Annotated in this window: 25 protein-coding genes; 7 read left to right on the top strand and 18 right to left on the bottom strand. The window is 66.5% G+C overall.

Annotated elements, in window-relative coordinates:
- The first annotated feature begins 2 nt into the window (after positions 1-2).
- From D9V34_RS04990 to D9V34_RS05000, 3 genes are all read left to right on the top strand, one after another.
- Entirely contained in the window at positions 3-3,512 is a 3,510-nt protein-coding gene (locus D9V34_RS04990; RefSeq protein ID WP_121687758.1) for a hypothetical protein, read from the top strand.
- Positions 3,513-3,582: 70 nt separating this feature from the next.
- On the top strand, positions 3,583-3,888 hold the full coding sequence (locus D9V34_RS04995; protein ID WP_121687759.1) for a DUF2470 domain-containing protein: 306 nt from the start codon (positions 3,583-3,585) through the stop codon (positions 3,886-3,888).
- 135 nt (positions 3,889-4,023) lie between these two features.
- Positions 4,024-4,677, top strand: a complete 654-nt coding sequence (locus D9V34_RS05000; protein WP_121687760.1) for a biliverdin-producing heme oxygenase — start codon at positions 4,024-4,026, stop codon at positions 4,675-4,677.
- Positions 4,678-4,753: 76 nt separating this feature from the next.
- Here the strand turns inward: D9V34_RS05000 and D9V34_RS05005 are convergent, their stop codons facing one another.
- Positions 4,754-6,076 carry an ATP-dependent DNA helicase gene (locus D9V34_RS05005; protein WP_121687855.1) on the bottom strand — a complete coding sequence of 441 codons (1,323 nt, stop codon included), beginning with the start codon at positions 6,074-6,076 and terminating at the stop codon, positions 4,754-4,756.
- A 122-nt stretch (positions 6,077-6,198) separates the two neighbouring features.
- Between D9V34_RS05005 and D9V34_RS05010 the strand changes: the two genes are divergently transcribed.
- Genes D9V34_RS05010 through D9V34_RS17735 form a run of 3 tightly spaced genes read left to right on the top strand, consistent with a single transcriptional unit; the run spans position 6,199 to position 7,831 of the window.
- Positions 6,199-6,558: a PadR family transcriptional regulator gene (locus D9V34_RS05010; RefSeq protein WP_121687761.1), complete on the top strand. Its 360-nt coding sequence runs from the start codon at positions 6,199-6,201 to the stop codon at positions 6,556-6,558.
- A complete protein-coding gene (locus D9V34_RS05015) occupies positions 6,555-7,649 on the top strand; it encodes a hypothetical protein (protein WP_121687762.1) in 1,095 nt (364 codons plus the stop codon). Before D9V34_RS05010 ends, D9V34_RS05015 begins: the two co-directional genes overlap by 4 nt.
- 29 nt (positions 7,650-7,678) lie before the next feature.
- Complete coding sequence (locus tag D9V34_RS17735; protein ID WP_183091849.1) at positions 7,679-7,831, top strand: hypothetical protein; 153 nt, start codon at positions 7,679-7,681, stop codon at positions 7,829-7,831.
- 48 nt (positions 7,832-7,879) lie between these two features.
- Here the strand turns inward: D9V34_RS17735 and D9V34_RS05020 are convergent, their stop codons facing one another.
- From D9V34_RS05020 to D9V34_RS05045, 6 genes are all read right to left on the bottom strand, one after another.
- Positions 7,880-9,850: a bifunctional copper resistance protein CopD/cytochrome c oxidase assembly protein gene (locus D9V34_RS05020; protein ID WP_220700535.1), complete on the bottom strand. Its 1,971-nt coding sequence runs from the start codon at positions 9,848-9,850 to the stop codon at positions 7,880-7,882.
- Positions 9,851-10,107: 257 nt separating this feature from the next.
- Positions 10,108-10,395 carry an HU family DNA-binding protein gene (locus D9V34_RS05025; protein WP_030147642.1) on the bottom strand — a complete coding sequence of 96 codons (288 nt, stop codon included), beginning with the start codon at positions 10,393-10,395 and terminating at the stop codon, positions 10,108-10,110.
- A 281-nt stretch (positions 10,396-10,676) separates the two neighbouring features.
- Positions 10,677-10,982 carry a 30S ribosomal protein S14 gene (rpsN, locus tag D9V34_RS05030; protein WP_030147641.1) on the bottom strand — a complete coding sequence of 102 codons (306 nt, stop codon included), beginning with the start codon at positions 10,980-10,982 and terminating at the stop codon, positions 10,677-10,679.
- Positions 10,983-10,984: 2 nt separating this feature from the next.
- Positions 10,985-11,152, bottom strand: coding sequence for a 50S ribosomal protein L33 (gene rpmG / locus D9V34_RS05035; protein ID WP_030147640.1), 168 nt, complete (start codon positions 11,150-11,152; stop codon positions 10,985-10,987).
- Positions 11,153-11,154: 2 nt separating this feature from the next.
- Positions 11,155-11,391, bottom strand: coding sequence for a 50S ribosomal protein L28 (gene rpmB, locus D9V34_RS05040; RefSeq protein ID WP_030147639.1), 237 nt, complete (start codon positions 11,389-11,391; stop codon positions 11,155-11,157).
- Between the two features lie 245 nt (positions 11,392-11,636).
- The gene (locus D9V34_RS05045) at positions 11,637-12,203 is read right to left on the bottom strand and encodes a TetR family transcriptional regulator (RefSeq protein ID WP_183091850.1); all 567 of its coding nucleotides are present in this window, start codon (positions 12,201-12,203) and stop codon (positions 11,637-11,639) included.
- A 218-nt stretch (positions 12,204-12,421) separates the two neighbouring features.
- Between D9V34_RS05045 and D9V34_RS05050 the strand changes: the two genes are divergently transcribed.
- Positions 12,422-13,033: a TetR/AcrR family transcriptional regulator gene (locus D9V34_RS05050; RefSeq protein ID WP_121687764.1), complete on the top strand. Its 612-nt coding sequence runs from the start codon at positions 12,422-12,424 to the stop codon at positions 13,031-13,033.
- A 219-nt stretch (positions 13,034-13,252) separates the two neighbouring features.
- Here the strand turns inward: D9V34_RS05050 and D9V34_RS05055 are convergent, their stop codons facing one another.
- The 11 genes from D9V34_RS05055 to D9V34_RS05105 all read right to left on the bottom strand — a co-directional run bounded on the left by D9V34_RS05055 (position 13,253) and on the right by D9V34_RS05105 (position 24,845).
- Positions 13,253-13,657: a Fur family transcriptional regulator gene (locus tag D9V34_RS05055; RefSeq protein ID WP_030147636.1), complete on the bottom strand. Its 405-nt coding sequence runs from the start codon at positions 13,655-13,657 to the stop codon at positions 13,253-13,255.
- A 50-nt stretch (positions 13,658-13,707) separates the two neighbouring features.
- The gene (locus tag D9V34_RS05060; protein WP_121687765.1) at positions 13,708-14,637 is read right to left on the bottom strand and encodes a metal ABC transporter permease; all 930 of its coding nucleotides are present in this window, start codon (positions 14,635-14,637) and stop codon (positions 13,708-13,710) included.
- Positions 14,637-15,494 (bottom strand): metal ABC transporter ATP-binding protein, encoded by an 858-nt coding sequence (locus D9V34_RS05065; protein ID WP_183091851.1) that lies wholly within the window; start codon positions 15,492-15,494, stop codon positions 14,637-14,639. Before D9V34_RS05065 ends, D9V34_RS05060 begins: the two co-directional genes overlap by 1 nt.
- Positions 15,491-16,501 carry a metal ABC transporter solute-binding protein, Zn/Mn family gene (locus tag D9V34_RS05070; protein ID WP_121687766.1) on the bottom strand — a complete coding sequence of 337 codons (1,011 nt, stop codon included), beginning with the start codon at positions 16,499-16,501 and terminating at the stop codon, positions 15,491-15,493. Before D9V34_RS05070 ends, D9V34_RS05065 begins: the two co-directional genes overlap by 4 nt.
- Positions 16,502-16,621: 120 nt before the next feature.
- The gene (locus tag D9V34_RS05075; protein WP_121687767.1) at positions 16,622-17,533 is read right to left on the bottom strand and encodes a glycine betaine ABC transporter substrate-binding protein; all 912 of its coding nucleotides are present in this window, start codon (positions 17,531-17,533) and stop codon (positions 16,622-16,624) included.
- A 67-nt stretch (positions 17,534-17,600) separates the two neighbouring features.
- Complete coding sequence (locus D9V34_RS05080) at positions 17,601-18,527, bottom strand: ABC transporter permease (RefSeq protein WP_245991915.1); 927 nt, start codon at positions 18,525-18,527, stop codon at positions 17,601-17,603.
- On the bottom strand, positions 18,524-19,834 hold the full coding sequence (locus D9V34_RS05085) for a quaternary amine ABC transporter ATP-binding protein (protein ID WP_121687768.1): 1,311 nt from the start codon (positions 19,832-19,834) through the stop codon (positions 18,524-18,526). The genes D9V34_RS05080 and D9V34_RS05085 overlap by 4 nt, the downstream gene beginning before the upstream one ends.
- Before the next feature lie 477 nt (positions 19,835-20,311).
- Positions 20,312-21,625 (bottom strand): dihydrolipoamide acetyltransferase family protein, encoded by a 1,314-nt coding sequence (locus D9V34_RS05090; RefSeq protein WP_121687769.1) that lies wholly within the window; start codon positions 21,623-21,625, stop codon positions 20,312-20,314.
- 11 nt (positions 21,626-21,636) lie between these two features.
- Positions 21,637-22,620 carry an alpha-ketoacid dehydrogenase subunit beta gene (locus D9V34_RS05095; protein WP_121687770.1) on the bottom strand — a complete coding sequence of 328 codons (984 nt, stop codon included), beginning with the start codon at positions 22,618-22,620 and terminating at the stop codon, positions 21,637-21,639.
- Positions 22,617-23,753, bottom strand: a complete 1,137-nt coding sequence (locus D9V34_RS05100; protein ID WP_121687771.1) for a thiamine pyrophosphate-dependent dehydrogenase E1 component subunit alpha — start codon at positions 23,751-23,753, stop codon at positions 22,617-22,619. The genes D9V34_RS05095 and D9V34_RS05100 overlap by 4 nt, the downstream gene beginning before the upstream one ends.
- Positions 23,754-23,765: 12 nt before the next feature.
- Positions 23,766-24,845 (bottom strand): histidinol-phosphate transaminase, encoded by a 1,080-nt coding sequence (locus D9V34_RS05105; protein ID WP_121687772.1) that lies wholly within the window; start codon positions 24,843-24,845, stop codon positions 23,766-23,768.
- Positions 24,846-24,933 lie beyond the last annotated feature (88 nt).

Genomic DNA, 24,933 nt, shown 5'->3' on the forward strand with positions numbered 1-24,933 from the left:
GCATGATCGCAGACGAGCTGCTGGACCTGATCGACCGCCTCGCCCCGGCGGATGCGCGGCGAGAAATCGCGCGCCTGGCACGCGAGCTGGATGCGGAGGCGCTCGGTACGCTGTGCGCCAAGCTGTTCGAGCGGGAGCTGTGGGGTGGCGAGGTCGCGGTGGATCTGGCCCGCGAGGCCCGCCTGATCCCCGCGCTGGCGACGGCACTCACGCACCCGGATGCGCGGGTACGCATCCGGGCAATCACCGCACTGCCACGTTGCGCCGACGCGACCGCCGAGACTGTCCTCGACGCCTACGCACGGGCCAGTGCACGAGAGCGCCGCGCCCTCCTGCGTGCGGTCCGCGCCCTCCACCGCACCGACCTCGCCGACGCCCTGCTGCAGGCGGCCCTGGACTCCGAGCGGATCGAGGATGCCCGCACGGTGCTTCCGGCGGCCTCCCCCACCCGTGCCGAGCAGCACCTGGGCACACTGCTGCCGGGCAGCGCGCGGCCCGAGCGGATCGCCCGAGCACATCCGAAAGCTTCGGTGCAGATCCTGCTGGAGAGCCTGGACTGGACGCCCCACGAAGCCCGAGATGCCACCTGGGATCGGCTCACCCCGGCGCTGGTGGCCGCGCTGGCCGAGATCGCTCGCCGAGTGGACGCCCGCGCGACGACGCCGGGCCTGCTACCCGCGATCTTGGCGGCGGTATCGAGCCATGCACCCCGAGAGGGCTGGACCGATACCCACGCACCGCTCTGGAACGCGCTGCTGCGTGCCGATCCCGACCAAACGCTACCCCTGCTTGCCCGGGCCCGCCTCCACCCGTACCGTCCGGCGCTTCCCGCGCGGGACATCGCACGGGAGCTGATCGCGCGAGCCTCGGACCCCCTGCACGATCTCCTTGCCGCCCAGCTGGGTGAGCCTCGGCCCACCGCGCTGGCCACTCGGCTGCTCACCTCGGCCGCCCCCGAGGACGCGCGCGCGATCCTGCGCACGCTGATCGAACGCGGGGTGGCGCTCCCTGCGCGCGGCTGGACGGGTGAGCACCTCCTGCCCGCGGCCGCACGGATGAGCGCGGCCCAGGCAGGCAACCCCGAGTCGGATATCGCCTGGCTGCCGCTTGCAGCGGCCGAGGAACGTCTCGATGCGCGGCTCCGTAGCTCCATCGCCGAGGTCCGAGCCCAGGCCTATCGGGAGCTCCTCGGGGCGGCCGTTCTGGACCCCGGGGCCGACCTCTCTGCGCTGCTGCACAGACTCGACAGGCTCGGCAGCGAGCGCGGCACCGTCCGGCTGGCCGCACTCGATGCACTCTGCTCGGCCCCCGCATCACGGCTTGCCCGTGTCACCGAAGAGTCCCTGTATCCGCTGGTTCACGCGGCCCTGATCGCTCCCGACCGTGACCCGGGCACCCTCTCGGTCCTGGCCAGGCTCTCAATCAGGATTCTGACCGGCACCGACAACACATCCTCGCTCGGGTGGCGAATGGTGGATGCAATCGCCAAGGTGAACCCCCTGGCATTCCCCCTGGACCGGATCGCCAATCCCCTGCGCGATCTCCTCGTGGATCGGATTCTCCCCCGGGTGTCCTCCACCGAAACGCTCGTTCAACTCGCGTGGGAGACCCCCGCGCATCCGGGCCTCGATACGGCTCTGCTGGCCGCCATCCGGGCCACGGATCCCGACGACATCTTCGAGTTTTCCCCGCTGATCGGGGCCTGGTTGCGGGATCGGAGGACGCGAGTGGTACGGGTGCGGGCGCTGCTGGATGATCCACGCCTTGACCGGGACTCGCTCCTCGGCCAAGCCGGCGTGCAGGCGGTACTCACCCACGCCGGAAGCGACCTGCTGGCCCAAGTCGCCGGTGCCGCGGCCAGCGAACCCGACACCGGGCGTTCGGGCCGCTGGGGATCCTCCGCCCGCACGCTGGTGGCCTCGGCCTATGATGCGACCCTGCGCGAAGCCGCGGATAACGAATTTGTGCGCCTGGCAGCCCTGGGCTCACTGTCCCGTATTCCGGGGCACGGACTGGCAACCCTGCGCCAGGCCGCGCTGGCCCCCGAAACACTCATCGAATCAGACGAGGACGATTCGGTGATTGCCGCCGAGCGCCTCCGCGGCCGAGCGCTCGCGCTGCTGGGTGCACGCACCGAGGATGTCGGTGCCGACGACGTGCTGTGCGCGATCCTCTCGGGCGATGCCGTTGAGGCCGCCGACCCCGAGGCCGCCGATCCCGGCGCGAACGGGGCCAGCGCGAACGGGGCCGGCGCAAACGAGTCCGGCGCAAGCGGGGCCGAGGCAAACCGGACCAGCGCAAATGGGGCCGATGCAAACGGGGCCGGCATGCCCGCGCCCGTATCCGCGTCCGGCGCCCTCCGTCGTGTGGCCGGTTCCGCGCTCATTCGCCGCACCGGGACGCTGACCGCCGCCCACACCGCCGAACTCCTCACCCGCATCGACGCGGCCGCCACCGGCGTCTCCACCCGACGCTTCGCCCTGGCGGCGCTTGACCGTGCCGGCACTGCCGATCACGCGGCCCGCCGTCTGAGCATCCTGGGGCCACAGCCGCACCCGGATCTACGCTGGCGAGCCATCGACCTGGCTCTGGCCCACCCCGAGGCACGTACCGAGCGCGCGTTCGTTCGTGCCGAGCTAGCGCGGCCGCACTCCCCCGAGGATTCCGAACATGCAGGCGCTCGTCTCGCCGCCATCTCCTCCGCCACCCTCTCGCCCGCTGCCCGCGCAGAGGCGCTGCGTGCGGCTATCGACGTGGTGAAAACCACGGGCGTCTGGGCACCCTCCTCCCTCACGCTGATCCGGATCTGGGCACCGCACCAGCGGGACCTAGCCGATACCTTCTGGCACGCGGTTGCCCGCGCCCCCGAGGACGTCCCCGCCGGGGCCGCGGCGGTCACGGCCACACTCCTGGCCGCCGGGCACACCGAGGGTGCGGCCGACGCGCTGCTGACGCTCGCCCGAAACCGTGGATCACGCCTTGCGCTCCTGCAGATCCTGGATCCCGACGCCCTGGTGGCAAGCGCGCCGCTCCCCGATTCGGCCGTCACCACGCTTCTGAGCATCGCCCGGTCCCTCTCGGCCACGGGCGAACATGCGCGGATCGCCTCCCGGACGGTGTGGGCGCTGACGGCCGCGGGCACGCTGGAACCCGATCGGGTCGCCGCGGCCCTGGCCGAAACCCTGGCCGGACGCGCATCGATCGCCGCCGAGCTGGTCGACTCCGCCGCGAGTCGCGCCCTCCTCGACCATCCCGACCGAGCCCTGGCCCTCGCGGACCTGCTGAGCGCGGGTGATTCCGCCGCCCAGATCGTCGCCGTGGACCTGCTCGCCGCGTGCATCGCAGGCACCCGCAAGTCCGATGTAACCATTGTCCTGTTGCGCGATGTGCTCCCCCGGCTGGCCCCGGAACCGCGCGAGCGCGCCCTCGACGCGCTCGCTCGGGCCACCCAGCCGGGCGTTTTTGCCGGATCGAATCCACACCTGCCGATGCGGATCAGTCCCGGATTCTAAGGGTGTACGCGGGTCGCACGAATATCCATTAGGCTACTTAGGTAACCCTTACTCTTTCGGAGGATCCGCCATGAGCGCCTTTGTTTTTGCCCCGGAGATCGTCGCGGGTGTCCTGCACCACATGAACGACGACCACAACGACGATAACCTCCTGATCGCGCGCGCCTTCGGCGACCGCGGCGCTACCGGTTCGATTATGACCGCGCTGGATGGCGACGGCGGCACCTGGAGCATCACCGTGGATGGCGCACCCCGCGACCTCACCGTGAAGTGGAGCACCTCGATCACCGAGCGTCCGGAGATCCGCCGCGAGATCGTGGTGCTCTACGATCTGGCCTGCGCCGAGCTGGGCCTGGAACCGCGCGCCCACGCCTAGTCCGAATCCCGGCCGAAAAACGGCCGAGAAATCACCCAGGACATCTTGCCGACACAGTGCCGGTATGGGTAACCTAAGTAAATGAGCCGCCTTCGGCTCCCCTTCCCCACTCTTCATGTAAATCCGGAGCGTCTCATGACCGATGTCACCCCCTTCTCTACCCAGGTTCGCGAGCGCACCCGCCAGGATCACTCCTCGAGCGAGGGGGCCGATTTCATGGCCGACCTGATGCGTGGACGCGGCACCCGCGAGGACTACGCGGCCCTCACCGCCCAGCACTTCTTCATCTACGAGGCGCTTGAGGCCGCGGCCGACGCCCAGGCCGACGACGAGGTTGCCGGCAAGTTTGTGTTCGAGTCGCTGCGCCGCCTGCCCGCGCTTGAGCGCGACCTGGCCTTCCTGCTTGGTGACAACTGGCGCGAGCAGATTGCCCCGCTGCCCACCACCGTCAACTATGTGGCCCGGATCAACGAGATCGGCTCGACCTGGGCCGGCGGCCTGATCGCGCACCACTACACCCGCTACCTCGGCGACCTCTCCGGCGGCCAGTACATCGCCCGCCTGATGAAGCGTCAGTTTGAGCTGGAGGAGGCCGGCGTAGAGTTCTACGCGTTCCCCGAGATCGAGGACCCGGCCGTCTTCAAGGACGCCTACCGCGAGCTGCTGGACGCCCTGGACTGGGACGAGGCCGAGCGGGAGCGTGTGATCGAGGAGATCGTGCGCGCCTACGCCTACAACACCAACCTGTTTGTGGACCTCGGCGCCGCCAAGGCCACCGCTGCCGCGTAACCACGGCTTTCTCGAACGCGGGTTCCTCCTCGGAGGGGCCCGCGTTTGTGCGTGGGGACGTCGGCCGTTCCGGGCGCTAGTCTGCGGCAGGCTCGGCGTCGGGCCCGACGGATTCGCGGCCGCTCATGAAGCGCACCACATCGGGGTCCACGATCACGTCACTCGGACGCAGCGGACGCGCCAGGTAGAGCCCGTCCAGGCTGGTTAATCGACTGAGCGCCACATAGGTCTGTCCGGGACTGAACGCGCGCGGCCCAAGGTCCACGATCGCGCGGTCGTAGGTCTGGCCCTGCGACTTGTGGATCGTCACGGCCCAGGCCAGCCGCAGCGGGAACTGGGTAAACTCGGCCACGATATCGCGCTTGAGCTGCTTGGTCAGGGCCGAGTAGGAGTACTTGTACTTCTCCCAGATCGCCGGCTCCACCTCGTGGATCTCGCCGTCCACCTCAACAAACACGTTGGTGTCGATCCGGGTGACCGTGCCGATTGTGCCGTTGACCCAGCGCTGCCCGTCGGGTCCGGCCGCGTCGTTGCGCAGGAACATGACCTGCGCCCCGACCTTGAGCTCCAGTTTGTCGTCGGCGGGGAATGCGGACTTGCCAAACTCCCCGGTAACCTCCGCCCGCGCGGTGAGCAGGCGTCCGGGCAGCTTCTTGAGCGCGGCCGCGTTGATCCGGGTCACCGCATCGTTGCGGGCGGCCAGGGTGATGATCGTGTCGCCATCCTCGGGTAGCGGACGCTCCCCCGCGGCGTTCAGACGACCACCAATTTCGGCGTCCACGGTGCCGTGGCGCACGGCTGTGAGCATCCGGCGGAAATCATTGTCGGCCTGGCGGTGGATCTGCACGAGCTCGATCACCCGCAGCGGGGCCTCCTGCCACACCTTGGCATCGAAGAACCAGAACGACCGGTAGGTATCAGCGATGTAGTCGCGCTCCTCGCCGTGGCCGGGCACCGGGGCGAGCTGATACGGGTCACCAAACAGCACTACCTGGACACCGCCGAAGGGTTCGTGGCGGCGTTGGCGGGCCTGGCGCAGGCTGCGATCCATCGCGTCCATGAGGTCCGCATTGACCATCGAAATCTCGTCGATGACCAGGGTATCGATGGTGTTGAGCAGCTTTTTGGTCTGATCGTTCTGCTCGATTTCCTGATCGGCGATCAGCCCGATCGGCAGCCGGAAGAGCGAGTGGATGGTCTGCCCACCCACGTTGAGCGCGGCAACACCCGTGGGCGCGCAGATGACGATGGTTTTAGAGGTGTTCCACGAGAGGTGGTTGAGCAGCGTGGACTTTCCGGTGCCCGCCCGACCGGTCACAAACAGGTGCTCGCGGGTGCCCTCGATGAGGTCAAACACCGCCTGCTGTTCGCTACTGAGCGCGGGTGAGGATGATGACACGCGGGAGCCTCGATTCCAGTTCGGCAGATCCCAGGATACCTCGCCGATCACGACATTTTGGACACGATGGTTTGACTATTATGCATTCCGTAGTAGTGTGCAGTGTGTTGATAGGAGGTTGTGTGGATACAACGCAGCTACTCAAGGGTGTATTGGATATCGCCGTACTCGCGGTCATCCGCGACGAGGATGGATACGGATACGACATCGTGCGCCGTCTGCGCGCCGCCGGGCTCGAAGACGTGGGGGATGCCTCGGTCTATGGAACCCTGCGCCGCCTGTACGCCGCCGGGCTGGTCTCCACCTACGTGGTGCCCTCCGAGGGGGGACCGCACCGCAAGTACTACGGCATCAACGATCAGGGCCGCGCGACGCTCGACGCCGACCGCCAAACGTGGAACCACTTCGCCCAGCGCCTCGGTGCGCTGATCAATCCCGAGTCGCCCGCCGACTCCGCACCCACTTCAGGGGGAATCAAATGACCAGTATCTCGATTGACCCGCGGGTTGATGCCTTCGCCGCCGAGGTCCGCGCCCGTCTGGGCGACCTGGGCCCCGAGGAGGTCACCGAGCTGACCGAGGGCCTGGAGGCGGACCTCGCCGAGCGCCTGGCCGACACCGGGGACCTCGGCGACGCCACCGCCTACGCCCGCGAGCTCCGCGAGTCCGCCGGGCTCCCGGCTCAGGGCCCGCATGTCCCGCCCATACAAACCTCCCGCGAGTGGTGGGCCGAGCGCCGGGCGCAGGCACTCGCGTTCTCCCGGCGCCGCGGAGTCGCCCCGATCACGCGCTTTCTGGTGGCGCTGCGGCCGGTGTGGTGGTTCGCTCGCGGATTCGCGCTGTTCCTCTGCATCGGAACCCTCGGGGCACGCCTCAACTGGCTCCTCCCCGCCGACCCGCTGGGGTGGATTGTGCTGGCCGCCCTCGTGGTGCTCAGCGTGCAGTGGGGACGCGGGATCTGGCTGGGCTCGCGTTTCCTGCGCATCCTCAAGGCCGCGGCGAGCGTCGTGGCGGTCCTGGTGCTCATGATCGCGATCCCCTCCGCAATCAACCAGCTTTCCTATGCTCCGTATTCGTCCGGGTCCGCATCCAGCGACAGCTTCGAGGCCCCGATCCCCGAGGGTCTGCGGATGAATGGTGAGCCGGTGGATAACATCTTCGCCTTTGACTGCGCGGGCGAGCCCATCAACCGGGTGCAACTCTTCGATGCCGGTGGAAAACCGCTGGTTCTCGAGGAGACCGATGAGAACGGACTCCTCCAGCGTCAAACCGAACGGGGCGAACTGACCTATTTGAAGGCGCGCACCGAGACCGCGCAGGGTTCGATTTATAACGCGTACCCGCTGCCGTTGATCCCCACAACAACCGACCCGAATACCGGTGCAATCGCGACGCCGACCCCCAGCGCGGCCGCGCCCGGGGAGGCCGCGCCCGGGGAGGCCGACGCGGGCACCGCCGTACGCCCGTTTGAACGTGCCCGTCCCCTGCCGGGCTGCCCGAGCGCCCCCACGGCCCCCGCCGCCCCCACCGAGGAGGCACCCGCCGGCGGGGCCCCCGCCGAGCCCGCACCCTAACCACCCGCACGCATCACATCGGAGGCATCATGAACGAACGTCTGACCCGCCCCGTGGCCGGCCCGGACTCGCAGACCCGCCTGGATCCGCGTCCCGCGCTGTACTCGATCCCGGTGGACATCGCCCCCTGGCTCGAGCGAGCGGCCGAGGCTCACCACCCGGACGCGCCCCACACCGCCTAGAAACGGAATGCCCGGCTCCCTTCGGAGCCGGGCATTCTGCACTCGGGGCTATTTCCCGGCGTCCTCGCGTTCGGCCATCTTGGCTAGGCGCGCGTTGTAGGCCTTGAGCTCGGCGTCCCCGGAGCGGTCGGCCCGGCGGTCCGAGCGGCGCTGCTCCTTCACGTCATTGCGGCTCCACTGGATGGCCACCGCGATCGCCAGGGCCACGGTCGGAATCTCGCCGATGCTCCAGGTGATACCGCCGCCGACTCGCTGATCATCCATCGGCGGGTCCCCCCAGGTGCGCCCGGTCGCGCCGAACCAGTCGGCCACAAACAGGCCGGTATTGGACATGATCGCGAGCCCGAAGAACGCGTGGAACGCCATGGTGGCGATCAGCAGAATCAGGCGCATCGGGTAGGCCAGGCGGTGCGGAACCGGGTCGATTCCGATCAGCGACTGCACAAACAGGTACCCGGTGATGACAAAGTGGATAATCATCCACTCGTGGCCGATGTGGTCCACCATCGACCAGCGGAAGATCTCGGTGTAGTAGAACACCCACAGCGATCCAGCAAAGAGGACGGCGGTCACTACCGGGTTGGTGATGATCGTCGCAAAGCGCGAGTGTACGGCGGTGAGGATCCATTCGCGGGCACCGCGGGAGCCGTCCTGCCGCTTGCGAATCGCGCGCATCGCCAGGGTCACCGGTGCCCCGGGCACCAGGAGGACCGGGACGGCCATGGTGAGCGCCATATGGCCCATCATGTGGGTCGAGAACAGGAAGCGCTGGTAGACGTTGATGCCACCGCTGGTGATCCACATCAGCAGCAGCAACCCGGCAATCCAGGACACCGCACGCAGCCACGGCCACTTATCCCCGCGCTTGTAGAGACGGTACATCCCGGCAAGGTAGAAGAAGATTCCGAATGCGCCCACCAGCAGCCAGATCAGGTCGACCTCCCACAGCGTGAACAGACGCCAGGGGGTCAGCTCGGGCGGCAGCTTATCGCCGGTGAGCAGTTCGGCCGGGGTACGGGTGGGGGAGGTGTCTTCCAGGACCGGTGTGGCCGTGCGGCCAAGGGCAGCGGCGACGCCCGAGGCGATCCCCATAAACGCCAGCTCCGCCACCACGATCCACCAGAACGTGGAGTTCTTGCCGCGCTTTTCCAGACGGTCGATCATCCGCAGCCGATAGGTTGCCCCAAACAGGCCCAGGACCACCAGCGAGAGTCCCTTGAGGACCACCAGGAAGCCGTAGGGCGTGAGGAGCTGCTCGAGGGATCCCACCCGCAGCGCGGCGCTGGCATAGCCGGAAATCGCGACCACCACGAAGCACACGAGCGCCAGGGTGGAGTACCGGGCGAGGACCACGGGAAGCCGCCCGCGTTCCAGATGCGACCGAATGAACACCAGGGTGAGCAGTCCGCCCAACCAGATGCCGGCAAACAGCAGGTGCAGGCCGAGGGCGGTGACCGCCTGCCCGTGGCCGGAGGTTCCGGCGGCGTGGCCCTGCTGCGCCATCGGGAGCAGGGAGAAGGCCGCAAGGACCCCCACGAAGAAGACGAGGGTTTGCCCGCGCACCGAGAAGCACAGCACGGTCACGGCGGCGGCGATCAGCGTGGTGATCAGCCAGGCTCGACCGGCCTCCACGTCGGTGAAGAAGACCCCGATCTTGGATCCGAATTCCTGGGTGAGTTCAAACTTGGTGCCGGTGACGTTGAGGAAGGTGAGTACGCCGGTGGCCCCCGAGGCTACCGTGAACAGAGCCGCGCTGGCCGAGGCCACGTCGAGCGCCGCACCGTACTCGCGACGCTGCGGGGTCAGGGCAAAGAGCACGAGGGTGAGCGCACCGATCATGCCGGCGGCGGTGATGTTCACGATCATCTTGGCGATCGGCAGGCCGTAGCGCACGGCGGCACCGGGGTCGCTGAGCTGCTGAGCCTGGGCACCCCCACCGATCGCGAGCGCGCCAAACAGGGCGATCAGGGCGATCAGCAAAAGAACTGCGGGGGCGACGATTCGGGTTACGCGTGACACCGTCCCAGCCTACGCGAGTGCACGCCCCCTTAAAACTCGCGGTGCCGGTGGCTAGCCCACCAACACCGCCTTCGAACCAGCCGAACCCGAGCAACGCAAAAGGGACAGGCCCTTGCGGGTCTGTCCCTTTTGAAGCCGTTGTAGCTGACACTACTTGGCAGCTAGCCCACCACACTGCCTTCGAACCAGCCGAACCCGAGCAACGCAAAAGGGACGGTTCCGAAGAACCGTCCCTTTTGAAGCCGTGTTGGCGAAGACTACTTGGCGGCAGCCTTCAGCTTCGAACCAGCCGAAACCTTGACCGAGTGACCGGCCGGAATCTGGATCTCGGCACCGGTCTGCGGGTTGCGGCCGGTGCGAGCTGCACGTGCGGTGCGCTCTACAGCGAGCCAACCCGGGATGGTGACCTTAACGTCGTTTGCAACCGACTCGGCCAGAACGTTGAACAGGGCATCGAGCACGCCGCCGACAGCAGCCTGGCTCTGGCCGGACTCGGAAGCGATCTTCGCAACGAGCTCGGTCTTGTTAAGAGTCTTATCAGCCATGAGTGTCCTCCTCGGACTTTCTTGCAGTCTGTAACTGGTACGTTCCACGAGCTCGCCTGAGTTCGTAGTTGGTCCACGAGGACCGCCTTGAATGTACCAGAAATCCGCATGTTTTCGCGGATATTCCGGCGGTTCCGGCCGAAATTGTCCGCGTGTCGCCGGATTCTTTGATTTTGTTCACAGTCTGCGGCCGATTTTGGGGGGTTAAACGCCTCAGGGCGCCCGCCGAAGCGGACGCCCTGAGAGCAAGTGTTTCACCGTGTGGTGAGTGGGAGGAAGACCTACCAGCTCGACTTGGTGATACCCGGCAGCTCACCGCGGTGAGCCATGTCGCGGAAGCGCACACGGGAGACACCGAACTTGGTGAGGATACCCCGGGGGCGTCCGTCAACGGCGTCGCGGTTGCGCACGCGCACCGGCGAAGCGTTGCGGGGCAGCTTCTGCAGGCCCAGACGAGCGGCTTCGCGCTCGGCGGGGGTCGACTCGGGGTTAACCAGAGCCTTCTTCAGCTCGAGACGCTTTTCTGCGTAGCGCTCGACGATGACCTTGCGCTGTTCGTTCTTGGCGATCATGCTCTTCTTAGCCATGTTTAGCGCTCCTCTCGGAATTCAACGTGCTTGCGCACTACGGGGTCGTACTTCTTCAGCACGATACGGTCGGGGTTGTTCCGGCGGTTCTTGCGGGTTACGTAGGTGTAACCGGTGCCCGCGGTGGAACGGAGCTTGATGATGGGACGTACGTCCTGGTGCTTAGCCATGATTAAATCTTGCCTCCACGAGCCAGGATGTCCTTGACGACGGACTCGATGCCACGAGCGTCGATAACCTTGATGCCCTTGGCGCTCAGGGTCAGGGTAACGTTACGGCGAAGCGAGGGTACGTAGTACGTCTTCTTCTGAACGTTGGGGTCAAACCGACGCTTGGTGCGACGGTGCGAGTGTGAAATGTTGTGTCCGAAGCCGGGAACGGCGCCGGTCACCTGGCACACTGATGCCATTGTGATTCTCCTTGAATACCGCGAAACCGATGGTTTCGCCCAAGATCTCTTGTCGGCACGAAGTGACTCGCACCCGAGAGAGCGAGGTTTTCGTACGATCCAGACGGGGGAGTCCGTCCGGCCAAGGGTCAAGCTTATCTCATAACGACACTCCCGGCAAACCATTTCGGGCCGCGGGGACGCGGTGCGTCCTCACGGCCCGAAGTGCACCCCTCAAAGCGTGCGCCTATATAAGAGGGGTGTCCCTAGCGCGCGATTGCCGGTTCGGGGTGGGTCACAAGTTCCGTGAACCGGCGGAACGCGGTTTCCACCAGGGTGATTGGTACCGCATCGGCCCCATAGAGGTGGAGTCGATAGCGCAGCCCGGAGAGCACCGCGACCAGCAACTCGGCCTCGGACTCGGCATCTTCCTCGCTGGCACCGTGTGCGAGTGCCCACTCATACAGGGCGCGCACCCAGTCGCTGTGGGCGGCGGCAAGGATGCCGTCACCCGCCGGATAGCGCAGGCGTTCGGTCACACCGGCCTCGAATGAGAGCCGTCCGGCAAGGAGGCCGCGACGCGACAGGGATTCCTCCCAGGCGCGCACTCCGGCTTCGACGAGTTCCTCGCTATTGATCGCACCGGGTTTGATGCCCCCCAGCATCAACACCTGCCGATCGCGCACCACGCCCAGGATCTCCTGGTCGAGCTGCTCGCGATTTCCGAAGTGGTACACCAGCGCAAAGGTACTGACGCCGAGCGCATCCGCAAGCGCGCGGAACGAGGCCTGCGCAAGCGGCACGTCCACGAGGAACTCGAGGATCTGATCCAATAATTCTGTTTTTCTTTCCGGATTTCCGGTCCTAGCCATGTTTTCCCCCAAACAACATTCCAAGTCCGCATCGGTGCGTTCTCGGTCGCGGCGGTTTCCGCGGCGCCTCATTGTAAGAACACTTGTTCTGAAAACCGGCTGTGAGTTCAGGAGAACGGACGCCGTGGTGTCGCACACTAGGTGTTATTCTTCCGATTGTTATCTAGGAAGGGGACCGCGTGGGCCGTCCAGCAAATCCCAATCGTCGCCCAGAACTGCTCAGTCAGATTCTGGAGCATGTTGCGACGTCGTCGCTGTCCCGTGTCACCTTTCGGAGCCTCGCTGGCGCACTGGGAGTAAGCACGTATGTCCTGGTGTATCACTTCGGTTCACGCCGGGATCTGATCGACGCCATCCTCGATGAGAGCGTGCGCATGCGCCGCGAAGCGCTCGAGGGCGTGGATGTGGAATCCCTGAGCCGCGAGGAGATGCTGGCCTGGATGCGAGAGGCGTTTATCACCTCCCTCGAGCCGCGCCACCTGCCCGGGATCCGCCTGCAGTTCGAGGCCGGATCGCTCGAGAGCATCGATCCGGACATCGGCACCCGCATCACCGATTCCTATGCGGTGTGGAATGAGCTCTTCGCCGGCTGGCTGCGTCGCCAGGACGTGCCCGAGACCGAGGTCGCCCGCCTCGCCCTGCACATCACCAACTGCCTCTTTGGCACGCAGTTTGGCTACCTGATTAGCGGCGACCGGGCGGCAACCATCGACGTCTTCGACATCGCCCTGGCCACCACCGTCGGACAGATCGACGCCGCCCGCGCGGGCATCCCGGCCGTCACCAAGTAGCCTCGGCGGGCCGAAAAACGGCCCGCCACACCCGGGAAAACGCCGTGAGTTTGTCCCTCATCCGGGGGGCGAATTCGGGATGCTAACCCGATTTTGCGGATGTCGATGCGACACCCCGCTCCGGAGCGTGTTTCCTCTGAGACAACTCCGACTCGATCCCCACCCAACAGCAGAGGGGCACCCGGCCATGTGGCCGGGTGCCCCTCTGCTGTTGTGCGACTAGGCGCGGGCGGCCGCCGCGGTGCAGTCGGCGCACAGCCCGAAGATGTCGACCACGTGGCGGGCCTCGGTAAAGCCGTGCTCGGCGGCAACCCGGGAGGCCCAGGCCTCGACCTCGGTCGCCTCGATCTCGGCGGTGGTGCCGCACTGGCGGCAGATCAGGTGGTGGTGGTGATCCATCGTCGCACAGGAGCGGTAGATGGCCTCGCCCTCGGGGGACTGCAGCGAGTCGGCCTCACCCTCGGTGGAGAGATCGGCCAGGGCACGGTAGACGGTGGCCAGGCCGATGGGGGAGCCGGTGCGGTGCAGCTCGGTGTGCAGCGCCTGCGCGCTGATGAAGCCCTCGGAGCGCTCGAGCGCCTCACGAACGGCCTCACGCTGCCAGGTATTACGCCGAACGGCCATGCTGCACCCCTCCTCTTTCCGCCCGAATGGGCGCTCTCTGGGCGACCGTGTTAGGCCGCCACGGCGACGGTCTCGCCGGATGAGCGAAACGACCGCGTCTTGGTGCGGCGCGCCTCGATCAGACGGCACACCAGGTAGATCGCAAACGAGATCGTGGTGATGTACGGGCTGATGGGAAGCGAACCACCCAGTGCCAGCAGGATACCCCCTACAGCCGAGACAAAGCCAAACAGCATGCTCAAAATGGGTACCAGGATGGGTGATGCGGACACCCGCATGGCCGCCGCGGCCGGGGTTACCAGCAGCGCCAGCACCAGCAGCGCGCCGATAATCTGCACCGAGACCGCGACCATCAGGCCCAGCAGCAGCATGAAGGTCAGCGAGACGGCCCGGGTGGGGACGCCGCGGGCCGAGGCCACGTCGGCATCCAGCGAGTCAAAGCTCAGCGGACGCCACATGATGCCCAGGCCCAGCAGGACCACAATGCTGATCACGATCAGCCAGATCAGCTGCGGATCATCTACCGAGACGATCTGCCCGGTCAGCAGGCCAAACTTATTCGCTGTGCGCCCCTGGTAGAGGGCGAGGAAGAGGATCCCGAGGCCCAGACCAAACGGCATCAGCACGCCGATAATCGAGTTGCGATCCCGAGCCTTGGATCCCAGCACGCCGATGATCACGGCTGCAATCAGCGAACCCACCAGCGATCCGGCGACCACGTTTACGCCGAGCAGTAGCGCGGCGGCGGCCCCGGCAAAGGAGAGCTCACTGATGCCGTGCACGGCAAAGGCCATATCACGCTGCATCACAAAGACACCGATCAGACCGCCGACGATGCCGAGCACCGCACCGGCGATCACCGAGTTCTGCACCAGCTGGAGGAGTTCGCCGTAGTTGGCAAAGCTGAACATCCGCGACCAGAGGTCATCCCCGCCGCCGGCAGCGGCGGTCAGGATCAGGGGAGCGAGCGCGGTGGTCATCAGGATGCCTCGGGAGTTTCGTTGTGGGGGTGGTGATCGTGGGTGTCCGGTAGGCCCATCACCACGATGCGGCCGTGCGAGCGGAACACCTCCACCGGGGTCTGGTACAGGTCGCTCAGCACGTCGCTGCGCAGAACCTCGTCCGGGGTGCCCTCGCGGAAGCGTCCCCCGGCGAGGTAAAGAATGCGGTCCACCATACCCAGGACCGGGTTCACGTCGTGGGTCACAAACACGACCGGCGTGCCGTGGCTGCGCCGGCGGCGGTCGATCAGCTCGGACACCTCACGCTGATGGTTGAGGTCAAGGCTCAGCAGCGGCTCATCACACAGCAGCAGGTCGGGATCGCCGGCCAGGGCCTGGCCGACCCGCAGTCGCTGCTGCTCACCACCGGACAGGGTGCCCACCGGGGCGTTCGCGAAGTGGGTCGCACCCACGGATTCCAGCAGCTCATCCACGCGCTCACGCTCACCGCGGCGGGGGAGGGGCAGTCCAAAACGGTGCCCGTTCACGCCCAGGGCCACCAGGTCGCGCGCCCGCATTGGGGTCCCGGCGGGAATCATCTTCTGCTGCGGGATGTAGCCGATGCGACGATCGCCGCGGCGCACGGGCTCACCGCCGAAGTTGATCTCGCCTGCGGTCAGCTCCTGCTGACCGAGGATCGTGCGCAGCAGGCTGGACTTACCGGATCCGTTGGGACCCAGAACCGCAAGAAACTCCCCCCGGCACACGTCCAGGGAGAGGTCGTCCCACAGGGTGCGCCCGCCGAAGCCGAGGCGCGCACCCCGCAGACTGAGCACCGGGGCACCCGGGTGGCCGTGTTCATGCTCCGCCGCGAGTGCGCCCGGTGCGGCCGTCACTTACCGACGACCTTTGCGAGGTTGTTGATGTTGTCCTGCATCCAGCTCACGTAATCCTTCTTGTCCGGCAGGGTCTCGGTGAAGTCGACGACCTTGACGCCCGCTGCCTCGGCGGCCTTACGGACCTGCTCGGTCTCGGGGCCACTGGTCTGATCATTGTAGGCGAGGAGGAGGACATCGCCCGCACCGACGGCCTTGAGGGTGGCCTGCATGACCGCAGGGGAGACGTCGGTCCCCTCCTCGACGGCCTCGCTGTACTCGGACGGGGTCACGTTGTTCAGGCCCACGGAATCCAGCAGGTACATCGGTACCGGCTCGGTGATCGCCGCGTTCTTGCCCTCGAGCTCGGGCTTCAGGGCCTCGGCGCTCTTGGTCAGCTCATCGAGCTGGCCCACGAACTTCTCGTAGTTCTTGTGGAAGGCTTCGGCCTCGGCCGGACGGGCGTCACCCAGCACGTGGGCGAGGTCGTGCGCGACGTTCTTCACACCCTCGAAGCTGTACCAGACGTGCTCGTTGAAGCCCTCGACGTGGTTGTGTACGTCGTGATCCTTGCCGGCTTCCTTGGAGGAGTCGTCCACCTTGGCGGTATCCGCATCGTGGTCGTGGTTGTGTGCCTCGTGGCCGGGCAGCAGACCCGAGGCCTCTGCGGCGTCGACCACCTTGGGGGCGGTGCCCTTATTGGCGTCGAGGATGGTGTTCATGAAGTCGTCGTATCCGCCACCGTTTTTGATGACCACGTCGGCCTTGGAGACCGCCAGGGTGTCCTGTGCGGTGGCCTCGTAGCTGTGCGGATCCTGCGCGACCGAGCTGATCAGGCTGGTAACGGTGCCGTGGTCACCGACAATCTCCGAGGCGATCGAACCGTAGACACTCGTGCTGGCCACGATCGAGAGCGGGGCGGTGGAATCACTGCTGGAGTCTGCGCTTCCCGGGGAGGTGGAGCAGCCGCTCAACACCAGGGCGAGGGCGGGCAGCGCGATCAGGGGCGCGAGGAGTCGTTTCTTCATATGAGAAACATTATCAGTAATGATAACCATTCTCAACACGGGCGAATTCGGTCAGGCCCCTCTCGGTTAACGCGTGCGCCCGCCCCCGGAATTCCGGAGGCGGGCGCACGCGTGAGGAAACTAGGACTTCAGCGAGTCCACGTACTCCTTGTTGTCGGCCATCCACTTGCGGACCAGATCCTGCGGCTTGCCGTCGCCGCTGTTAAACAGCGCGTTCTCCAGCGAGGCCAGGGTCTCATCGTCCATGGTGAAGTTCTTGATCCGCTTGGCAACCTCCGGGAACTTCTTCTCGAAGCTCGTGCTGCCCACCGAGTGCACACTCTCGGCGGTGCCGAGGGAGTTCTTCGGGTCCTCCAGGTCGCGGATCGGGAAGGCGTCGTAGGCCCAGTGCGGCTGCCACAGGGTCACCGCAATGTCCTCACCCTTGGCGGTGGCGGCCTTGAGCTCACCCAGCATCGCCGGGGTCGAGGAGGTCACCAGCTTGAGCTTGTCGCCGATCTTATAGTCGGGGAACACGTTGTTCTGCACCTGCTTGGTCAGACCGGCACCGGCCTCGATTCCGACGATCCGGTTACCAAACTTATCGGCGTTCTCGACCAGCTCATCGATGGTCTTGATCGGGGCATCCTCGTTCACCGCGATGGTGAGCTTGGCGTTGTCGTACCAGGAACCGAGGTCCACCAGCTTGTCGCCGAAGCGCTCAAACTGGTCCTTGTGGGTGGTCGGCAGCCAGCTGTCCAGCAGCAGGTCGTAGTCACCCTCGGAGATTCCGGTGTACACCGGGACCACGTCGGCATAGGTCAGCTTGACGTCGTAGCCCTCATCATCCAGCACGGCCTTCCACAGCTCGCTCGCGGCGATGCCCTCATCCCAGCCGTTGAAGACCGCGATGTTCAGCGCCTTCTCGTCGCCGTTTTTCAGGGTTTCGCCGGCACCGGCGGCGGAGCAACCGGTCAGGGCCAGGGCGCCGGCGGCGATGATGCCTCCGACGGTGAGCAGGCGGCGGGTCTTGGTGTTTCGAATCTTGGTCATAATAAATTCCCTTCGGTGGCGACAACGCGGTCACCACTGATCAATCGAAAATGTGTGTATTGCCTGGTTATGCGGCGACGGGTGCCGGTGTTTCCTGAGCGGCGGCGGCACGCTTGCGCGGGAAGCGGCGCTGACGGGGCTTGGCCAGGGCGGCGGTCATCCGGTCGAGGTAGACGGCGAGGATGACCACACCGATACCCGCCTCGACGCCCAGTCCGGTGTTGAGCTGGGTCAGACCCGCAACCACGTCGGTCCCCAGGCCCTCGGCGCCCACCATGCCGGCGATGACGACCATCGAGAGCGAGAGCATGATGACCTGGTTCACACCGGCCATGATCGTGGGCATCGCCAGCGGCAGCTGAATCTGACGCAGGATGCGGCCGGGGGAGGCACCGAAGGCCTGTCCGGCCTCGACCACCTCGCGGTCCACGCCGCGGATACCCAGCTCGGTGAAGCGCACGCCGGGGGCCAGCGCAAAGATGATCGTGGCGACGATACCCGGCACCACACCCACCCGGAACAGCACCAGCGCGGGGATCAGGTAGACAAACGCGGGCATGGTCTGCAGGAAGTCCAGGATTGGCCGCACGATGGCCGAGGCGGTATCCGATCGCGCGGTCAGAATACCCAGCGGCACCGCGATAATCAGTGCGATCACACTGGCCACGATGACCAGCGCGAGCGTGTGCATCGCGTTCTCCCACTGCGAGACACCCACCACGAGCAGTAGTCCGGCGAGCATGCCCAGCGCAAACTTCCAGCCACGTACCCAGAGTCCCGCGAGAACCAGCACCAGGATGATGATCCAGAACGGAGGCCCGGCGAACACGGTGTCCACCGCGTCGTACATGCCCTTAAAAATGGCGCGGATAACGTCGAAGAAGCCCGAGAGGTTTGTGGTCACAAACTTCTCAATCGCCTCGACCCACTCGCCCAGCGGCACCCGGCCGGTCTCGAGGAAGCGGTCCCAGCCGCCTGCCATCGGCGCGATCATGCGTGACCTCCCGTGCTCGTGGTTGCCGATTCGGGCGCGTCACCGGCCGCACGCAGCGTGGCGGTGATCACGTCCACCGGCACGGTGGCCGGGGCGATGATGGCGTTTTCGGCGGTGATGACGGGCTGCACGTTGGCCAGCGCCGCCAGCAGGGTCACCCGCGGAACGGTGCCCACCAGGCGGTTCTGATCATCGACAACGGCGACCGGCAGCGGGCTCTCGGCGGCGGGCTCAAACAGGTCCACCAGCAGGGATTCGCGGGTCACGGTGGCCGCGGCCTCGCGGAGCGCGGGGGAGAGGTCTCGTGCACCGGAGCGCACAAGATCAAGCACCTCACGGTCGCGCACCACCCCGAGCAGGGTCCGGCCGGGGCCGAGCACAAACACGGTGGAGGTCTGGCGATCCCGCATCACCCGGAGGGCGGCGCGGGGACCGGCGGAGAGCTGGACCACCGCATGCGGGGCCTCCATCACGCCCTCGGCGGTCAGCACCCGGGCGCGGTCCACGTCGTGCACAAACTGCGCGACGTAGTCGTTGGCGGGATCGGTGAGGATCTCATCCGGGGTGCCCACCTGAACGATGCGGCCATCGCGCATCACGGCGATCCGGTCGCCGAGGAACATGGCCTCGTTGAGGTCGTGGGTGATGAAGATGATGGTTTTGCCGAGGTCGCGCTGGAGGTCGACCAGCTGCTCCTGCATCTCGCGGCGGATCAGCGGATCCAGGGCCGAGAAGGCCTCATCCATCAGCAGCACGTCGGTGTCCGAGGCCAGCGCGCGGGCCAGGCCCACCCGCTGCTGCATACCGCCGGAAAGCTGGCCGGGCATCTTCTGCTCCCAGCCCTCCAGGCCCACCCGGGCCAGGATATCCATGGCACGGGCCCGACGCTCGGCGGCGGGTACCCCCTGGATTTCCAGCGCGTAGGCGGCGTTATCCAGCACCGTGCGGTGCGGCAGCAGCGCGAAGTGCTGGAACACCATCGAAATGGATTCGCGGCGAATCTCGCGCAGCTTGCTCGCCGGGATTCCAGCGATTTCCTTGCCCATGACCCGTACGGAACCCGCGGTGGGCTCCCACAGACCGTTCAGCATGCGGATCAGGGTCGATTTTCCCGAACCACTCAGGCCCATGACCACAAAGATCTCGCCGGGCTTCACATCGAAGGACGCGTCGATGACCGCCGCGGTACCGAGTCCCGCGATCTCCTCGCGGGATGCGCCGGCACGCAGTTTATTCAGGGCTTCTCGCGGCTTTTTTCCGAAAATTTTGTAGAGGCCCGAAGCCTCTACCGCAAAGTTATGTGACACAGATTTTTTCCGGTCATCCGGGCGACGTTTCCGCCAGCGGCCGGGTGACACTCGCTCTTACGTCCGGGTCTTCCGCGCCCGGCATACCCCCGTACTCAAGCCTTCCCGAACATCGGTGGTAATCGGGTGGCGAAGGGTGGCATGCCCGGGGCGATCATGGGATCGCCGCCGGCGTGACTGACCATACGCCCGGGTGTCATTTCCACTGAAAATGACGTCCGGCCGCGGGCTCGTTGCGGACCTTTGTCCATCAACCACGCTAACAAGGTTCGGGGGCGAGTTGCCAATCGAGAACCTTGAGACCGCACCCAGAGCGCAAAAATACCGCGACTCAAGTCGCGGTAAAAGGCTGGTCAAGCTCTAATTATCGAGGCGTTACCGGAACGTTACATCACGTACATGCAAACCCGGACAAACGCACTCACCCCCGGGCATGTTGTCTCTGAGACAACCCGGGGGTGAGCGGGGCAAAAAACGCTAGTCGAGCAGCAGTGCGGGCTCCTCGATAATGGAGGCCACATCGGCGATGAAGCGGGAGACCACATCGCCGTCCACGACGCGGTGATCGAAGGATCCACCGATCGTCGTGACGAAGCGCGGACGCACCTCACCATCCACGACCCAGGGCTTCTGCTTGATCGTGCCGAGCGCCACGATTCCGACCTCGCCGGGGTTCAGAATCGGGGTGCCGGTGTCCATCCCAAACACACCGATGTTGGTGATCGTGATCGTGCCATCCTGCATGTCCGCCGGGGTGGTCTTGCCGTCCCGGGCGGTCAGGGTGAGCTGCTCAAGCGACTTGGCCAGCTCGAGCAGTGACATGCCCTGAGCCTCCTTGACGTTGGGGACGATCAGGCCGCGCGGGGTGGCCGCGGCGATGCCGAGGTTCACGTAGTGACGCACGATGATCTCGTTCTCGGTCCAGGTCGCGTTGACCGTGGGGTTACGACGCACGGCCCAGATGATCGCGCGGGCCATGATCAGCAGCGGGGACACCTTGACGCCGGCGAAGTCGGGGGAGGCCTTGAGGCGCTTCACAAACTCCATCGTGCGGGTCGCATCCACGTCCACAAACACGCTCACGTGCGGCGCGGTGAACGCACTCTGCACCATCGCCTGCGCGATGGCCTTCCGCATGCCCTTGACCGGAATCCGCTCCTCGCGCTCGGGTGCCCAGGCGGGGGTCTCGATGTTGCGGAACACGCTGGCCTGACCGGCCGAACGCACCACGTCATCGCGGGTGATCTCGCCCACCAGGCCGGTGCCCTGGACCGCGGACAGGTCCACGCCCAGGTCCTTGGCCAGCTTACGGATCGGCGGCTTGGCGATGATCGGGCTGGCCGAGGCCGCGGGCACGCTCGGCGGCGGTACCGGGGCGGCGGCGGGGGTCGGGCGGCCGCGGCGACGCGAGGTCACCAATCCGGCCGATCCGTACCCCACCAGCACCGACCCCGAGCCCTCGGGCTCGGCGGCAATCGTGGACTGGGTGTCGGCGGCGGCCTCGGCCACGGCGGCATCCGGAGCCGGGGTGGCTACCGGTGCGGCGGCGGAACCGTCGTTCACGGTGACGATCGGGGTGCCCACATCCACCGTGGTGCCCTCGGCCACCAGGATCTCGCTGACGGTGCCCGCAAACGGGGACGGCAGCTCAACCAGGGACTTGGCCGTCTCGATCTCCACCAGGGTGTCGTTGATCTCAACCCGGTCGCCCGGGGCCACCTTCCAGGAGACGATCTCGGCCTCGGTGAGGCCCTCGCCTACGTCCGGCAGGGGAAAACTCTGCTCGCTCATCTCGTCTCCTTCTAGTACGCCAGGGCCCGGTCCACCGCGTCGAGTACGCGGTCGGCATCGGGCAGGTACAGTCCTTCAAGTTTCGCAGCCGGGAACGGGGTGTCAAACCCCGACACCCGCAGCACGGGTGCTTCCAGCGAGTAGAACGCCTTCTCGGCCAGGGTCGCGGCGATCTCCGAACCCACCGAGGCGTTCTCCGGGGCCTCCTGAGCCACGATCACGCGACCGGTCTTACGGGCGCTGTCCAGCAGCGGGCCGTAGTCGATCGGGGAGATTGAACGCAGATCGACCACCTCGGCGCTGATGCCCTCACCCGCGGCCACCTCGGCGGCCTGCAGCAGCGTGGACACCATGGCGCCGTGGCCGATCAGGGTCACGTCGGTGCCCTCGCGGGCCACACGGCTCTGGTGCAGGCCCAGCTGCGACTCGGAGAGGTTGACCTCACCCTTGGGCCAGTACCGGCTCTTGGGCTCAAAGAACAGCACCGGGTCATTGCTCTGGATCGCTTCCTGGATCATCCAGTAGGCATCGTTCGGGGTCGAGGGGCTCACCACGCGCAGACCCGCGGTGTGCGCGAAGTAGGCCTCGGGGCTCTCCTGGTGGTGCTCGACGGCACCGATGTGCCCGCCGTAGGGCACCCGAATCACCACGGGCATCGACACGGTGCCACCGTGACGGTTGGTCTGCTTGGCCAGCTGCGACACGATCTGGTCGAAGGCCGGGTAGATGAACCCGTCAAACTGGATCTCGCACACCGGACGGTACCCGCGCATGGCCAGGCCGATCGCGGTGCCCACGATGCCGGACTCGGCCAGCGGGGTGTCCTGCACCCGGCGCGGTCCAAACTCGGCCTGCAGACCCTCGGTGATCCGGAAGACACCACCCAGCGGGCCAATGTCCTCACCCATCAGCAGGACCTTCTCATCCGCGGCGAGTGCTGCACGCAGCCCGGCGTTGAGCGCCTTGGCCATCGGCATGTTCACGATTTCGCTCATCGGTTCTCCTCCGTCATCGATGCCTCATACCGGGTCAGCCAGTCCGACTGCTCCCGCATGCGGGGGTGCTCCTCGGAGTACACGTGTTCAAACATGGTGGGGAAGTCGGGGGCTTCCAGGGCCAGGGTGCGGGCACGCACGTCGGCGCACAGGTCCTTGGCGTCCTCGGCGGCGCTGGTGAACAGCGACTCGGCGGCCCCACGCGACCGCAGGTACGCCTCGAAGCGGACGATGGGGTCACGCTGACCCCACTCGGCGCGCTCCTCATTGGTGCGGTACTTGGTGGGATCATCGCTCGTGGTGTGCGCACCCATCCGGTAGGTCATCGCCTCGATGAAGCGCGGGCCCTGGCCCACGCGAGCCTCATCCAGGAACTGCGAGGTGACCGCGTAACTGGCCAGCACGTCGTTGCCATCGATCTGCACGCTGGGCAGACCGAAGCCCGCGCCGCGCAGGTACAGCGGGGTGCGCGACTGCACCGACACCGGAACCGAGATGGCCCACTGGTTGTTCTGCAGGAAGAAGACCTGCGGGGTCTGGTGGCTCGCGGCGAAGACCAGGGCCTCGCTCACGTCGCCCTCGGAGGTCGAGCCGTCGCCGAAGTAGACCATCGTGGCCTCGTCGGTCTCGACGTTGCCGGTGCCGCTGGCACCGTCGAAGAGCTGCCCCATCGCATAGCCGGTGGCGTGCAGGGTCTGCGAGCCGAGGACCAGGGTGTAGAGGTGGAAGTTACCGTTCTTGGGATCGGTAGGGTCCCATCCGCCCAGCGTGACGCCACGCATCAGGCTGAGGATGCCCACCGGGTCAACCCCGCGGATCATGCCCACCACGTGCTCGCGGTAGGAGGGGAAGATGTGGTCCTGCGGACGGGCGGCATGGGCCGAACCCACCTGCGCACCCTCCTGGCCCTCACTCGGCGGGAACAGGGCCATCTCACCCTGACGCTGCAGGTTGGTAGCCTCGCGGTCAAAGGCACGCACCGAGACCATGTCGCGGTAGAAGCGCTCGTGGTGGGCGTCGGTCAGGCTGTCCAGGCGCGCCAGGAAGGGTTCGGCGGCCGGGGTCGGCGCGAAGGTGCCGTCGGCACTCAGGAACCGTACCGGCTCCGGGGCTTGTTCGGTGTGAAGAGTCATGATGTTCTCCGGTTAGGCTGCTCGGGCCGGGTGGCCGGCGGGCAGCTCGGATAGGATCTCCGCCGCCGTGGCGAGGAGGGGGGCGAGGGATTCTTCCTCGCCGATGCTCAGGCGGATGCCGTCTCCGGCAAACGGTCGGGTGACCAGGCCCGCATCGAGCAGGCGCTCGGCACCGGCCAGCGTGTGCTCACCCAGCGCGAGCCAGATGAAGTTGGATTCGCTGTGGGGGATGTTCCATCCCTGAGCGCGCAGCGCATCAACCAGGCGGGTGCGTCGCTCGGTGATGGTCGAAACGCGCTCGAGCAGCTCGGCCTCGGCTTCGAGCGACGCGAGTGCTGCCGCCTCAGCCACGCCGGTGACCGACAGCAGCACCTCGGTCAAGCGGGCTGCCTGCAGGATCTCGGCGGGGCCGGTCGCCCAGCCCACGCGCAGGGCGGCCAGGCCGTAGGCCTTGGAGAAGGTGCGCAGGATCACCAGGTTCGGGTAACGGCCGATCAGGGTGCGCCCGTCCACGGTGTCGGGGTCGGTGACAAACTCCGCGTAGGCCTCATCCAGCAGGACAAGCAGGTCGCTGGGGACCTTCTCCATAAACGCGGCAAAATCTTCGGCGGTCACGATCACGCCGGTGGGGTTGTTCGGGGTGCACACCACCACAACCCGGGTTGCCGGGGTGATCGCCTGGGCCATTGCGTCCAGGTCGTGTCCGCCGTCGGCGCGGTTGGGGACCATGACGGCGGTCGCGCCGGTCACCGTGGTCATCGTCACATACGCCTCAAACGAGCGCCAGGAAAACAGGATTTCGTCGCCGGGACCTGCGGCCGCCAGGAAGAGCTGCTGGAGCAGGGCGATCGCCCCGGTGCCGATCAGGACCTCGTCGGCGGTGGTACCCAGTCGCTCCGCCAGGGCCGAACGCAGCGCCGGAGCACTCGCGTTGGGATAGCGGTTGAGCGTCAGCGCAGACGTCGCCGCCGCCAGTACCGAGGGCAGCGGCGGGAACGGGTTCTCGTTGCTCGAGAGCTTGAAGGCATCAGCGGCCGCGGGGCGGCCCTGCTGATATCCCGGTGAGGCCAGGATCTCGGGCCTCAGCTTCACAGATGTTCGTTGTACGTTATCCACCACCAAAGTCTATTCATCCGCCGATACCGGCGCTGGAATGTAGTGCGACTCGCCGCAAGAACTG

It is taken from the genome of Mycetocola lacteus (genome assembly GCF_003667575.1).
Classification (GTDB): Bacteria; Actinomycetota; Actinomycetes; order Actinomycetales; family Microbacteriaceae; genus Mycetocola; species Mycetocola lacteus.